Origin of the sequence: Henriciella sp. (assembly GCF_029937755.1) — a bacterium.
Lineage (GTDB): Bacteria > Pseudomonadota > Alphaproteobacteria > Caulobacterales > Hyphomonadaceae > Henriciella.
Map to the genome: position 1 here is coordinate 159713 of NZ_JAPYPG010000005.1, position 12662 is coordinate 172374.

13 protein-coding genes are annotated in these 12662 nt (G+C 61.0%); 2 read left to right on the forward strand and 11 right to left on the reverse strand.

All coding sequences use genetic code 11. From position 1 onward, the window contains the following. Window positions 1-9: 9 nt before the first annotated feature. The 8 genes from Q1K29_RS12595 to Q1K29_RS12630 all read right to left on the reverse strand — a co-directional run bounded on the left by Q1K29_RS12595 (window position 10) and on the right by Q1K29_RS12630 (window position 7493). Window positions 10-1440, reverse strand: a complete 1431-nt coding sequence (locus Q1K29_RS12595; protein WP_300395345.1) for an MFS transporter — start codon at window positions 1438-1440, stop codon at window positions 10-12. A 27-nt stretch (window positions 1441-1467) separates the two neighbouring features. Continuing rightward, the gene (locus Q1K29_RS12600; protein WP_300395347.1) at window positions 1468-1758 is read right to left on the reverse strand and encodes a putative quinol monooxygenase; all 291 of its coding nucleotides are present in this window, start codon (window positions 1756-1758) and stop codon (window positions 1468-1470) included. Window positions 1759-1866: 108 nt separating this feature from the next. After that, window positions 1867-2664 (reverse strand): crotonase/enoyl-CoA hydratase family protein, encoded by a 798-nt coding sequence (locus Q1K29_RS12605; RefSeq protein ID WP_300395349.1) that lies wholly within the window; start codon window positions 2662-2664, stop codon window positions 1867-1869. Between the two features lie 81 nt (window positions 2665-2745). Then, a complete protein-coding gene (locus Q1K29_RS12610; protein ID WP_300395351.1) occupies window positions 2746-3258 on the reverse strand; it encodes a hypothetical protein in 513 nt (170 codons plus the stop codon). 81 nt (window positions 3259-3339) lie between these two features. After that, a complete protein-coding gene (locus Q1K29_RS12615; RefSeq protein WP_300395353.1) occupies window positions 3340-4497 on the reverse strand; it encodes an acyl-CoA dehydrogenase family protein in 1158 nt (385 codons plus the stop codon). Between the two features lie 49 nt (window positions 4498-4546). After that, on the reverse strand, window positions 4547-5164 hold the full coding sequence (locus Q1K29_RS12620) for a hypothetical protein (protein WP_300395355.1): 618 nt from the start codon (window positions 5162-5164) through the stop codon (window positions 4547-4549). A gap of 4 nt (window positions 5165-5168) precedes the next feature. Continuing rightward, window positions 5169-6365 carry an acyl-CoA dehydrogenase family protein gene (locus tag Q1K29_RS12625; RefSeq protein WP_300395356.1) on the reverse strand — a complete coding sequence of 399 codons (1197 nt, stop codon included), beginning with the start codon at window positions 6363-6365 and terminating at the stop codon, window positions 5169-5171. A 129-nt stretch (window positions 6366-6494) separates the two neighbouring features. After that, window positions 6495-7493 (reverse strand): nicotinate-nucleotide--dimethylbenzimidazole phosphoribosyltransferase, encoded by a 999-nt coding sequence (locus tag Q1K29_RS12630; protein ID WP_300395358.1) that lies wholly within the window; start codon window positions 7491-7493, stop codon window positions 6495-6497. A gap of 114 nt (window positions 7494-7607) precedes the next feature. Between Q1K29_RS12630 and Q1K29_RS12635 the strand changes: the two genes are divergently transcribed. Then, window positions 7608-7820: a DUF1289 domain-containing protein gene (locus tag Q1K29_RS12635; RefSeq protein WP_300395360.1), complete on the forward strand. Its 213-nt coding sequence runs from the start codon at window positions 7608-7610 to the stop codon at window positions 7818-7820. Then, window positions 7817-8353: a TIGR02281 family clan AA aspartic protease gene (locus Q1K29_RS12640; RefSeq protein ID WP_300395362.1), complete on the forward strand. Its 537-nt coding sequence runs from the start codon at window positions 7817-7819 to the stop codon at window positions 8351-8353. The genes Q1K29_RS12635 and Q1K29_RS12640 overlap by 4 nt, the downstream gene beginning before the upstream one ends. Here Q1K29_RS12640 and Q1K29_RS12645 read toward each other — a convergent pair. The 3 genes from Q1K29_RS12645 to Q1K29_RS12655 form a co-directional block, all read right to left on the reverse strand. Continuing rightward, complete coding sequence (locus Q1K29_RS12645) at window positions 8340-9164, reverse strand: sulfite exporter TauE/SafE family protein (RefSeq protein WP_300395363.1); 825 nt, start codon at window positions 9162-9164, stop codon at window positions 8340-8342. The genes Q1K29_RS12640 and Q1K29_RS12645 overlap by 14 nt on opposite strands. After that, the gene (gene dusA / locus Q1K29_RS12650; protein ID WP_300395365.1) at window positions 9164-10171 is read right to left on the reverse strand and encodes a tRNA dihydrouridine(20/20a) synthase DusA; all 1008 of its coding nucleotides are present in this window, start codon (window positions 10169-10171) and stop codon (window positions 9164-9166) included. The genes Q1K29_RS12645 and dusA overlap by 1 nt, the downstream gene beginning before the upstream one ends. 242 nt (window positions 10172-10413) lie before the next feature. Beyond that, window positions 10414-12564, reverse strand: coding sequence for an alpha-glucuronidase family glycosyl hydrolase (locus Q1K29_RS12655; RefSeq protein ID WP_300395367.1), 2151 nt, complete (start codon window positions 12562-12564; stop codon window positions 10414-10416). Window positions 12565-12662 lie beyond the last annotated feature (98 nt).

The window sequence follows — 12662 nt, forward strand, 5'->3', positions numbered from 1 at the left end:
TTCGAAGTATCAAGAGCCATTCTCGCGTTCCGCCAACGCGCGAAGATTGCTCTCATGATCCTCGCGGCTGATGCGGTAGAAATTCACGCAGACAATCATGATCATCCACAGCGCCAGCAGCGTCAGAGCATAGCCCCAGCCAAGCGTACGCACAGCCTCGTCACTCGCCTGCGATGAGCGCATGCCGGGCGTTATGGAGGCAACCGCAAGAATGAAGGACGCGCTCAGGATACCCACGCCCTGGGCCAGCTTCCGCATGAAGCTGATGCCGGCAAAATAGATGCCCTCGGAGCGCCGCCCTGTCACCAGTTCGTTCTGCTCGACGATATCGGCCACCATGGAGGCGGCCAGCATCTGGTAGGCGATGATCAGCGCGATATCGAAGATCGTCACGCCAAGGACGATGAAATAGAGCGCTTCGGTGCCGTTTGGCGGCAACAGGCCGAACTGGCGCGCGATAACGGGCGCCGGCGCAATGGTAAAGGCAAGAAGTCCGATGATGATGGCCGCCTTCTTCTTGCCGAGCACACGGCCTGCCATGGGTGCGAGCGCCAGCGCCATGATGGCGGACAGGTAGACTGCAAAGGTCAGCCCCCCGATCTGGTCGCTCGTGAACTCCCAGAAAAAGCCGTTGATATACTGGTTCAGCGTCGCCGAAATCCCGCTGGCGACAAGCCCGAACAGGGTCGCGATGAAGAGCGCGCGGAAGGACGGGTTAGAGACCGTCTCCCAGATCTCACCGAGCACTTTCAACGGTGTCAGCTTGCGAGGCGCCGGCGGTGCCTTGAGGTGCGGTATATGACGGTGCGTGCCAACGGACGTGATCAGCACTGCAGTGAAGATGCAGGAGGCCCCGAGGAGGCCGTAAGTGTGCCAGCCTGCGATATGGAAGAAACCGGACGGATCGCCCTCACTCGGCTGCAGCAGGAAGAAGAAAAGGATGATCTGGACGCTCAGGCCGCCAACCCAGCCAAAGAAATAGCGGAAGGACATCAGCGACGTGCGGGCGTCATAGTCCTGTGTCAACTCGGCTGCGAGCGCCGTACTGGGCACCTCGAACAGCGTGTACATCAGCCTGACAATCACCGTGAAACCGAGAAGCCAGGCAAACAGCTGCGCACCACTCAGTTCCGAGGGCGGGTTCCAGACGAAAAAGTAGGCAATCGCGACCGGCACCATGCCGACATACATGAAGGGGTGGCGCCGCCCCCATTTGGTCCGGAGATTATCCGACCAGTACCCCACGACCGGGTCAGATACGGCATCGATAAGGAGCGCAATCCAGAGCGCGGCGGCCACGAGGACCGCTGAAAGGCCGAGTACCTGGCTATAGAACAGCAGCAGGACATACTCGAAGCCGTTATTCTTGATGCCGCCAGCCGCGCCGCCGATGCCATAGGCAAGGCGCGTGGCGAGTCCGGGTTTGCGAAGCTCTGCCATGAGGGAAAGGGGCGGACCCGCTAGCGCCTACTCGACGATGTCAAAATATTCGATTTCAGGACGGCCCGCGAGGCAGGCGCCAAGCTTCGGGCCTGCGGCCTTGAAATACTCGGTCTGGCCGTGCGCCTTCAGCGCCTCTTCATTGGAGTACTGCTCCATGAAGATGTAGGTCTGCGGATCAGATTTGGACTGGTAGAGCTGGTAGGTCAGCGTGCCGGACTCATTGCCCTTCACCTTTGCCATCAAGTCCTTGCCGACCTCTTCGAACTCGGCATTCTTGCCCTCGGCCACTGTAAGTTTGGCGACGACTCCGATCATGTGCTCCTCCCAAAGTGCATCTGTCGATTTTGAGATGACCATAATCGACTACACTAAGCGCACAAGAGTTTACGTCGCGGAGGCGGCGGGGAGCCGCCATGGCAGGCCCTACTTCCCCTCGAACTTCGGCGCCCGTTTTTCGAGGATGGCGTGGACGCCCTCCATATGGTCCTCGGTCTCATGCATCAGCGCCTGCGAGGCTGCCGAGAGTTCCATGATCGTGTCGTAGGACGCGCTCTGTCCATGACGCAGCAGCGTCTTGGCAAGGCGCAGGGATTGCGGCGGCTGGCCAGCCATCCGCTCGGCAAGCTTCATCGTCTCGTCCATCAGCTGGTCACCCGGCACAGCGTCAGAGATCAGCCCCCACTCCTTGGCGGTCTCAGCGTCGATAACGTCCCCGGTGAACAGAAGCTGAGCCGCGCGTGAATTCCCGATAATGCGCGGCAGGAGCCAGGCGCCACCATCGCCCGGGATAAGGCCAAGCTTGAGGAAGGTTACGCCAAACTTCGCATTGTCGGCGGCGATCCGGACATCAGCCATGCAGGCGACATCACAACCGAGCCCGATGGCTGCGCCATTCACGGCGGCGATGAGAGGCACTTCGAGATTGTAGAGCGACTTCACCACCATATGGATGTTGCGGCGGTAACCGTTTCGGATGTCATAAGCGCTGCCGCCGAAGGCGCCGGTCTTGTCGCGCATCGCCTTCACGTCGCCCCCGGCTGAGAAGGCCCGGCCTTCACCGGTCAGGATAGCAACGCGGATGTCCGGATCGGCCTCGATCTCGGCGCAGGCTGCTGCGACTTCCGGGCCGTCGCCTTCCTGGCCGAGCGCATTCATCATTTCAGGACGCGTCAGCGTCAGCGTGGCAATCGGGCCTGATTTCTCGAGTTTGATGACGGACATGGTGCGGGCTCCCGGCTTGTAGAATTTCTGTTTCCTGAAAGGTCTATGGCAGGCGCTGCGCCCGGATGTCGAGCCCTTCGCCTACTCTTTCCGGTAGGTACCAATGAACCAGTCGTCCCATTCTTCGCTCTCGGCATTGAATTGCTCGAAATGCTGCGTCACCGAGCCGTCCTCATTGGGCACCCAGCTTCCTCGGAAAGGATGGGTATCACCGCCGCGATATTTGATCTCACCCTCGAGCATCATGTGACCGCGCTGATTGATCCCGCCTTTGTAGTCGATCACCGCCCCGGGGCTGACCCAGAGCTGATGCCACTTCCCGTCACCCGGATCGTAATAATTATAGCTCTGTCCCGTGGAGCCGCTTGCGCCGGACCAGCGCTCGACGATGAGGCACCCGTCTTCTTCCTTCGTGATCGAATTCGTCCCCGCCAGCTCTTCGGCCGGGTCGGTAACGGTCCACTCGCCAAGCCAGAAGTCGAAGGCGTGATAGGGTGGCGAGTCGCAGGGCTTTGGCCGCTCACTTTCCTGTGCGATCCCGCCAGAGGCGGCGCCAATTGCCATGAGCGCGGCTAGTCCGGTCTTTCCCCACATGTCTTCTCCTCCCAAAAGAAAGCCCCCGCCCTGCGAGCTTGGGCAGGACGGGGGCGTGTCGTCAATCTTTTGGAGAAAAGACTATTCGGCGGCCATCTTCACCGGCTCCGCCGTAAGAGCCGTGTAGCGGCGCATATGATGGTCGACATTGCCAAATTCGCTGTCGATCATCGTGAGGCGCTTGAAGTAGTGGCCGACGGCGAGTTCGTCCGTCATACCCATACCGCCATGGATCTGGACGGCTTCCTGGCCGACAAAACGTCCGCCCTGGCCGATACGAACCTTGGCAGCCGACACGGCTTTCTTGCGGGTCTCTTCATCCTCGTCGAGCTTCAGCGTGGCCATATAGGTCATGGAGATCGACTGCTCGTGCTCCATGAACATGTCGACCATGCGGTGCTGCAGGACCTGGAACTTGCCGATGGCAACCCCGAACTGCTTGCGCTGTTTGGAGTACTCGACCGTCATCTGGTGCGCGACCCCCATGGCGCCCATCGCTTCTGCACAGACAGCGACGGTGGCTTCATCGACCACGCGCTCGATAAGCGGAAGGGCCTTGCCTTCCTCGCCGATCAGTGCGTCAGCGGGAACAGAGACATTCTCGAAATAGACTTCCGAGGCCCGGCGGCCATCGACGGTCGGATAGTCGCGGGTCGTGATGCCCTTTGCATCCTTTTCCACGATAAAGACCGAGATACCATCCTTGTCGCGGCGGTCGCCGGACGTGCGGGCCGTGACAATCAGGTGGCTCGCCCACGGTGCGCCAATAACAACCGCCTTGTGGCCGTTGATGACATAGCCGTCGCCATCCTTCTTCGCCGTGGTTTCGAGATCGGCGAGATCATAGCGCCCGCGTGGCTCGGCATAAGCAAACGCAAAAACGCGCTCGCCGCCAATGATTGCGGTCAGGTGCTCTTCCTTCTGGGCCGGGCTGCCGGCATGCTTGAGGAATCCGCCAGCACAGACGATGGTCGGGATGTAAGGCTCGACAACGAGCGCCTTGCCGAATTCTTCCATGATGACCATGGAGTCGAGTGCGCCGCCCCCGAGACCGCCATCCTCTTCCGAGAACGGCGCGGCCAGCAGGCCGAGCTCTGCGAATTGCTGCCACATCTCAGGGCGCCAGCCGCTTTCGCTTTCGGAGACCTTGCGGCGGGTCTCGAATTCATACTGATCGCGCAGCAGCCTCGCGAGGCTGTCGCGGATCATTGTTTGTTCTTCTGAAAAATTGAAATCCATAAACGGATACTCCCATCAAGTCTTGTTTCCCCGCCGGGGTGTTTTTTGTTTACTGTAATAGCTGCGCGCAATAGCCCAGATTTTTTCCCGATACATCCACGGGTTCGGCCGCGCCTTGCGGCTCGACGATTTCCAGAACCTCTCCGGAGCCACCGCTTTTCCATGTGATCTGCACAGGCATGCCGAGCGCGGGCGATACGGCTATATCCATTTCCGCCGCACCGATTTCGCTGGCAACGATCCACGCATCACGAGCACCCTCAACGCTCGATATGACATCGACCTGCGTCTTTCCGCCCACCTTGTAGGTGCCACTGGAGCCGGACCGCACAGACGCCGTAGCGCCCTGGATGAGCGGCCAGATCGCGATGAGCGAGGCACGGTCGTCTTCGGCCGGCAGCGGCTCGTCACATCTCTGGGTGTGCAGGCCGGAAAAATCGACGAGATATTCCGACGAGCTGCCCGACGTATCACTGATATCAGGATCGTAGACCACGAAGTCGTCTCCCGAAGCGATGACCTCGCTCAGGCGAATATAGCTGTGGTCGTCGAACTGATACTTCCATGTGATCATCGTGCCCGGCTGAGGTGGCATGTATTGCGATTGGGCGGCGCTCACCGGCGCAGATGCAATCAATGCAAGTGCAGGGATGATCCACCGCCCCATCTCGCTACAGCCCCAGGATCATCTTGGTAATGATGTTGCGCTGGATCTCGTTTGACCCGCCATAGATCGACGTCTTCCGCATGTTGAAATACGTCGGGGCTGCCTGGTGGGCATAGTCCGGGCCAATCGGGAATTCGTTCGAGCCGTCTTCCGGGAAGCCGCGGAAGTAAGGATGGCCGTAATGGCCGACAGCTTCTAGCGTGAGTTCGGTCAGGCGCTGCTGGATTTCAGTGCCCTTCACCTTCAGGATCGAGCTTTCCGGTCCCGGGCCCTTGCCAGCGGCTTCGCTGGCGAGCGTGCGCAGTTCAGTGAACTCGAGCGCAGTCAGGTCAATTTCCAGCTGGCCGATCTTGCGGATGAAATCGTCGTCCTTGATCAGCGGTTTGCCATCGAGCACTTCCGTCGATGCAATCTGGCGCAGCTTTTCGACACCACGCTTGGAGCGTGCCACGCCAGCAATGCCGGACCGTTCATGGGCAAGCAGGAACTTGGCGTAGGTCCAGCCCTCATTCTCCTTGCCGACAAGGTTCTCGACCGGCACGCGCACGTCGGTCAGCCAGGTCTCGTTGACCTCATGGCCGCCATCGATCGTCTTGATCGGTTTCACCTCGATGCCCGGCGTATTCATGTCAGCCAGGATAAAGGAGATACCTTCCTGCGGCTTTGCAGCGTTCGGATCGGTGCGGCAGAGGAAGAAGCCCCAGTCGGCGTGCTGGGCCAGCGTCGTCCAGGTCTTCTGGCCGTTGATCACATAGTGGTCGCCGTCGCGGACAGCGGTTGTTTTCAGAGAGGCAAGGTCAGACCCGGCGCCCGGCTCGGAATAGCCCTGACACCACCAGACAGACCCGTCGCGGATACCCGGCAGGTGCTTGGCTTTCATCTCTTCAGAGCCAAATGTGTAGATCACGGGGCCGACCATGGAGACGCCGAAGGGCAGCGGCATGATCGTGTCCATGCGCGCATTCTCTTCCGACCAGATATATTTCTGTGTCGGTGTCCAGCCGGTGCCGCCGTATTTCTCCGGCCATGCCGGAACGGACCAGCCTTTCTTGCCAAGGATCTGGTGCCAGGCAAGCATATATTCCTTGCTCAGATCCTCACGTGCCCCGACGCCCCGCAGATGCTGGGGATAATTCTCTTCAATGAAGGCCCGGACTTCCTTGCGAAACTCGATTTCCTCCGGGGTGAATTCCAAATTCATGCGCTTTTTCCTCGCGATTATTTTTTGCGTCTCTCACTTGCCTCCCTTGTGCCTGCACGGCGACACGAAAGCAAGTTGACGCGTACGTCAACGTAAGGGGCTCAACGGACCCCACCTATACTGTTTCAGCTAGCCTGACGGCTGGCCGAGAAAAGGCGCACAAGCGGTCTTCAGAACCCCCACGGCAGCGGCCGAGCCCATGCCACCGCCCGTATTGAACTCGAATGGCAATAGCGGGCGCATGCCGATCCGCTCAAGCGCAGCTTCATGCGCGGGACGTTTGGTCACATGACCAGGAAGCACATGAGCGACGGCCGCTGGATTGATCGCGTGCACAACACCGGCAGCAATCGTGGTTGCAAATCCGTCCAGCACCACCGGGACTGACTGGATACGGGCCGCCAGGATGGCGCCGACACAGGCGGCCAGTTCACGTCCGCCAAGGCAACGCAACGCTTCTAGGGGATCATCGAGATGGCCGCGATGGGTCGCCAGAGCCTTGTTCACGAGTTCGGTACGCGCTGCGCTCACGTCCTTTGGCGTCAGCGGTCCGGGACGAACCCAGTAATTCGGTGTACCGCCATAGAGCGCACAGGCCACGGCAGCCGCCGATGTACCGATCCCTGCCCCGATGACGCCTAACGCCAGGACGTCCGGCTGGCCTTCCAGCGCCTCGAACCCATAAGCAATGGTCGCCGCGCATTCGCGCTCGCTCATCGCCGGGCTTTCGGAAAAGTCTGAGGTCGGCTGATCAAGCGCCAGTTCGAAAATACGAATATTCGCGCCGACCTGGCTGGCGATGGCTGAGAGCGGCGCCGTGCCCGCGCGCATAGCCTCGACCTTGGTGCGCGTGCTGTCGTCACTGGAGAGAGTAATCTTCTCGTCGGATATGCCATGCGAGCCGGCAAACAGGGCAAGCGTTGCATTCTCGATGCGCGGCGGAAAACGACCCTGCCAGAGCGCAAGCCATTCGGCCGCTTCACCCAGTCGACCGAAGTCGCCTTCGCGGCCCATACCCAGCAGCGCCTCACGCACGGAATCGGCAGGCGCGCGGTCGCGCTGCACATCGCGCATCGCCAGATCGCGGACATCGTCGAAGGGCGTTGCAGAAGAGGCTGCGTCGCTCACGGAAATTCCTCACACCTCGGAATGGCCGCAAAGCGCCTGAAACACCCGTTGAAGTCAATGAAAGATTCGTGATTTTTTGCCAATCTCACTGCGAACCCCCAAGTTAAGGCCCGAATGCAGAACCGTTCCCGCCCCATAGAGACCCCTTGCAAGAAGGTGTGCGCCGTCGACGGCCAGACCGGGCTTTGCCTGGGTTGTGCCCGCTCACTGAATGAAATCGGCGGCTGGTCATCTTTCTCCGATGCCGAGCGGCGGAGCATCATGGATGACCTCGATGCACGCATGGAACGGCTGAAATCACTCGGCAAGCTGGGCCCTGTGGCATGAGCGCGCGTATCATCTCCACCCTGATCAGTGCTGCCGCCGTTGCGGGCGCTGTGGCGATTTTCGTCGCCCCCAGGCTGGAGGACCAGCAGGCGCAGCAAACCACGCAGCCACCGGTGGCCGATATCAATACCGCGACAGTGGCGGAGGACCCGGATACTCCCGCCCGCCAGGCTGTCCTCTCCATTCGCGATGACGGCCATTACTGGGCGCGCACCGTGGTGAACCGGAAAGCCAGCGTCGATTTCATGGTCGATACAGGCGCCAGCACCGTCGCCATCACCCAGAAAGATGCCCGCAAGATGGGCTTCGATCCTGACGAGCTGGACTATAAATGGGAAATCCGCACGGCGGGTGGCACGACCTATGGCGCCAGGGTGAAGATCGAGTCGATCAAGGTCGGAACCGTGGAAGTGAAAAACGTCGCCGGCATGGTGCTTCGCGACGAGCTGACCCAGTCGCTGCTTGGCATGAGTTTTCTGCGCGAGCTCTATTCCTACGAGTTCAGGGGCGACCGGCTCATCATCCGGCAATAACCTTCCAGATCATTCGGACCGAGACCAGCACCAGCAGCACCCCGAAAAGTTTCCTGAGCAGGCCGGCATCGAGTTTGTGAGCCAGCGCCGCACCAACCGGCGCCATCGTCACCGTGAAGAGCGAGATCAGCGCAAAAGCCGGCATGTTCACATGGCCGAGTGACAAGGGTGGCAGCCCCTCCTTGCCCAGCCCGTTGCCGATCGCCATCGCCGCGCCCGGCAAACCGATCGCGACCCCGAAACCGGCGGCTGTCGCCACAGCCTGATGGATAGGCCGCCCACAGACCGTCATCAGGCTAACCCCAAACGTGCCACCGCCAATCCCCATGATGGCCGATAACGCACCCAGCGCACCGCCCAATCCGGCGCGTGGCGCGCCTTTCGGCAGGTCCTCGGCAAGCCTCCAGCTCGGCCGGCCGAAATAGAGCTGCAAGGCAAGCAGGAGCAGGAGCGCTCCGAAAATAAAGGTCAGCGCACCGGTCGAGATAAAACCCGCAATGGCCTGACCGATTACCGCACCCAGCATGATCCAGGGCGCCCAGCCCCGGATGATGGACCAGTCCACCGCGCCGCGCCGATTATGGGCCATGACGGAACGGATCGAGGTGAGGATAATTGTCGCGAGCGAGGTCGCGACCGCCACATGCATTGCGGTCTCGCCATAGCCGAGGGCATTGAACAGGAAATAGAGCACAGGCACGATCACCGCGCCGCCGCCAATGCCGAATAGCCCGGCCGCGAGTCCGGCGGCCGCCCCCGCTACGGCAAGCGAGACGATCAGCACGCCATACTGGGCTAGAAAGTCTGCCATCAGGCGGTGGCCATTTCTGGCGCAACATGGGCAAGGGCTTCGTCGAGTACTTCCAGGCCGGCGCCGTCCTTCACCGCCTTCTCAGACAGTGTACGGCGCCAGCCGCGCGCCCCGGGCTGGCCTGCGAAGAGACCGAGCATGTGCCGCGTCATGTGGGAGAGCTTGGCGCCCTCCTGCAGTTGCATCGCCATATAGGGGCGGTAGGCCTCGAGCCCTTCCAGACAGGCCTGCATATCGAGGCCATCATCGGCTTCGCCAGTCTCAAGCCAATGGTCGACGCGCGTCAGGATATGCGGCGTCTGGTAGGCTGCACGGCCAAGCATGACGCCATCGAACCCGTCGAGATGCGCGGCGCATTCCGAAAGCGTCTTTATGCCACCGTTGAGTATGATGGTGAGGTCCGGCCGTTCGGCTTTAAGCTCGGCCACAAGGCCATAGTCGAGCGGCGGAATATCCCTGTTTTCCTTGGGGCTCAGGCCCGACAACCAGGCCTTCCGCGCATGCACGGTGAAAATCTCGCAGCCTGCGTCGGCCACCTGGTCGACAAATCCGAACAGCGTCTCGCGCGGCGGGTCTTCATCGACAGCGACCCGGCACTTCACTGTGACGGGAATGGAAACGGCCTTGCGCATGGCAGCGACACCGGCCGCCACAGTCGCTGGTTCCTGCATCAGGCAGGCTCCGAAGCGCCCGGACTGAACCCGGTCGGACGGGCAACCGCAATTGATGTTGACCTCGTCATAGCCAAACCCTTCCGCGATCCGGGCCGCCTCCACCAGCTTCTCCGGATCCGATCCGCCAAGCTGGAGGACGAGCGGATGTTCCGCCTCGCTGAAGCCGATCAACCGATCGCGGTCGCCATGGATGACGGCATCGGCGGTAACCATTTCGGTCCAGAGCAGCGCCTGCTTCGACAAGGAACGGTGGAACATCCGGCAATGCCGGTCGGTCCAGTCCATCATGGGCGCGACGGAAAATCTGTAATCGAGCAAGGTGTCCTTGACCATTCCGACCTGCAAGGTGCCAATTGGGGCTCGTCCAAGCACACATTGCCTCACCAGTAAATCAGCGAGGTGTTCGCTCGCTACTCCTCGGAACCGGCTTCAAGGAAGCCGTTTACGTCCAGCCAGCGGATGAAGGCATCGAGCCATTTGTTGCTGGTGCAGACCTATATCTGCCTTCAACGGATCGCTGAACAGCTGGTGAACCAGGATCGTCATCGGCATTCTGGTGCTGGCCTTCGATCATTCTAATCGCCCTGCCCCGGCGCATTGGGAAATTCGAGACTCTTGTAATAGTCGAGGTTATGCGTCGGCGGCGCGGCCCCTTCCGGCAGCGCCAGGCCGTTGACGCTCTGCCAATAGGCAATCGAGGCATCGCGCCACCAGCGGGCTTCCTGCTTCTGGATCTCCAGATAGTCCGCGACATGGGCGAAGCGGTCAGGGTCGATCTGACCTTCGAGGCCCTGCCACTGCTCGGCGAGGTCTTCGGCCTGCTGGACGCCGAGATCGTAGTGCCGGACCAACTCCTCCCAGAGCGAGCGCCCGGAGGTCATCTCATAGTCCCAGGGCAGCCGGTGGAACCAGAGTAGCAGTTCGTCCGGCGTCGTCGCCACATCGGCCCACTTTTCCCGCAACGGCTCTGCATACTGCGCGACAGCGTTGGACCCGGTCTCCGTCCGGTCGAAGCCGATCGCATCCTCCGTGGCGCGGTGATAGTAATACGGCGTCCAGTCAGCGCGGTCGAGATCATCGACCCAGAGCGCAGGGCCGTAATGATGGCCGGTACCCATCAGATGGGTGAGACCTAGCGGGGTCATGTAGTTCACCACCGCCTCGCGGGACTGCATCATCATCGCAACGATCGTGTCGAGCACATCAGGATCGGTGGTGAAGGTCAGCGCCGCCCAGTCGCGCGCAATGGCGTTCGCGGACGCATCTGGATCCCAGGCGAGTCGGCCAAAAGCGTACCAGTTCGCCTGGTCGAAATGAGAGCCGGTCCAGTTACGGTCCACGCCGACATTCGAGACACCCGCCATCGCTGTGAGCGCCTCATTGGTGAGCTCTCCATCGACGACTTTCGCAACCGTCGAGCCCGGCCCGGCCGCGTAAGTGTCGGCGGAGAGAACCTCCTTCCACAGCGTGCCGAGATAGGCGAGATGGGTGGAAAAGCCGAGATATTCCTTGGTGATCTGTAGCTCAAGCGCGAGTGGCGTCTCCTCCATGGCGCCGAACAGCGGATGGAACGGTTCGCGCGGCTGGAAGTCGAGCGGGCCGTTCTTGACCTGCACAATGACATTGTCGCGGAACTGCCCATCCAGCGGTTTGAACTCGGTATAGGCCTGTTTCACCCGGTCTTCCGGCTCCTCGGCGGAATAGACGAAGGCGCGCCACATCACGACACCGCCATGGGGGGCGAGCGCGTCGGCCAGCATGTTGGCCCCTTCAGCGTGGCTGCGGCCATAATCCTGCGGGCCGGGCTGGCCTTCGGAGTTCGCCTTGACCAAGAAGCCGCCGAAATCGGGGATCTCGGCATAGATCTCATCTGCCTTGGCTTGCCACCACTCGTGCACGTCTTCGTCCAGCGGATCGGCTGTGGCGAGCCCGCCGAGTTCCATTGGTGCTGAGAAGCGCGCCGTCAGATACACCTTGATGCCATAGGGCCGGAAGACATCGGCCAGCGCCGTAACCTTTTCGAGGTATTGCGGTGTCAGCACGGTCGCGTCCGCATTTACATTGGTCAGCGAGACGCCATTGATGCCGATTGAAGCATTGGCATGGGCATAGTCCTCGTAGCGCGGATCGACACGGCCCGGCAGCAGGTGCCAGTTCCAGATCGATTGGCCCGCATAGCCGCGCTCCACATGGCGGTCGAGATTGTCCCAATGATTGAGCAGGCGGAGTTTGACGGCGGGCGTTTGTTCGACTGAGAGACCGCGCACGTCCTCGCCGCGCGAAAGCCGCATCAGGAAATCGAACACACCGTACAGAAGACCAACATCGGACTCGCCGGCGATCAGAATGGCCTTGCCGCCGCCGCTCGAAACACCGCGGATGGCATAGCCATCCTCTCCAAGCCCGGTGACATCAGGCTGAAGGCTCTGCGGGAGACTGCTGAGACAATCGGCACTCGCGAGAATGAGCGATCCTTGCCCTGCTGTCCGGCTTTGCGGCAGCTTTTCACCAGCGAGGGAGGTGAAAGCGATATCCAGCTCATCCAGCGATTTGCGGATGGTTTCTGAGGGGGCCGTGCACCCGGTCACCACATCAGCCGGGAGATAGGGAATGCCCGCCTCTGGCGCGTCATAGCGCAGCCAGAGCTCGTAGCCGTCCTCCGCCATGGCCGGTGGCACAAGGATCGCTGCGGCGAGCGCAACGAGGATCAGCGCCTGTTTGCGCATCGCAAGTCTCCCATTGTTATTTTTTATCTCCCCAAGGCCCAGAATCGACGCCTTGCGGGTTGTGATCGTCCCGAATGTTAGCGTACAACATTTTCAAC

What these genes read in the sequence shown, in the direction of transcription:
- dusA (WP_300395365.1), bottom strand. Translation starts at nt 10,171, where the DNA reads ATGGTCAAGGACACCTTGCTCGATTACAGATTTTCCGTCGCGCCCATG.
- Q1K29_RS12625 (WP_300395356.1), bottom strand. Translation starts at nt 6,365, where the DNA reads ATGAATTTGGAATTCACCCCGGAGGAAATCGAGTTTCGCAAGGAAGTC.
- Q1K29_RS12600 (WP_300395347.1), bottom strand. Translation starts at nt 1,758, where the DNA reads ATGATCGGAGTCGTCGCCAAACTTACAGTGGCCGAGGGCAAGAATGCC.
- Q1K29_RS12595 (WP_300395345.1), bottom strand. Translation starts at nt 1,440, where the DNA reads ATGGCAGAGCTTCGCAAACCCGGACTCGCCACGCGCCTTGCCTATGGC.
- Q1K29_RS12615 (WP_300395353.1), bottom strand. Translation starts at nt 4,497, where the DNA reads ATGGATTTCAATTTTTCAGAAGAACAAACAATGATCCGCGACAGCCTC.
- Q1K29_RS12620 (WP_300395355.1), bottom strand. Translation starts at nt 5,164, where the DNA reads ATGGGGCGGTGGATCATCCCTGCACTTGCATTGATTGCATCTGCGCCG.
- Q1K29_RS12635 (WP_300395360.1), top strand. Translation starts at nt 7,608, where the DNA reads ATGCAGAACCGTTCCCGCCCCATAGAGACCCCTTGCAAGAAGGTGTGC.
- Q1K29_RS12605 (WP_300395349.1), bottom strand. Translation starts at nt 2,664, where the DNA reads ATGTCCGTCATCAAACTCGAGAAATCAGGCCCGATTGCCACGCTGACG.
- Q1K29_RS12610 (WP_300395351.1), bottom strand. Translation starts at nt 3,258, where the DNA reads ATGTGGGGAAAGACCGGACTAGCCGCGCTCATGGCAATTGGCGCCGCC.
- Q1K29_RS12655 (WP_300395367.1), bottom strand. Translation starts at nt 12,564, where the DNA reads ATGCGCAAACAGGCGCTGATCCTCGTTGCGCTCGCCGCAGCGATCCTT.
- Q1K29_RS12645 (WP_300395363.1), bottom strand. Translation starts at nt 9,164, where the DNA reads ATGGCAGACTTTCTAGCCCAGTATGGCGTGCTGATCGTCTCGCTTGCC.
- Q1K29_RS12640 (WP_300395362.1), top strand. Translation starts at nt 7,817, where the DNA reads ATGAGCGCGCGTATCATCTCCACCCTGATCAGTGCTGCCGCCGTTGCG.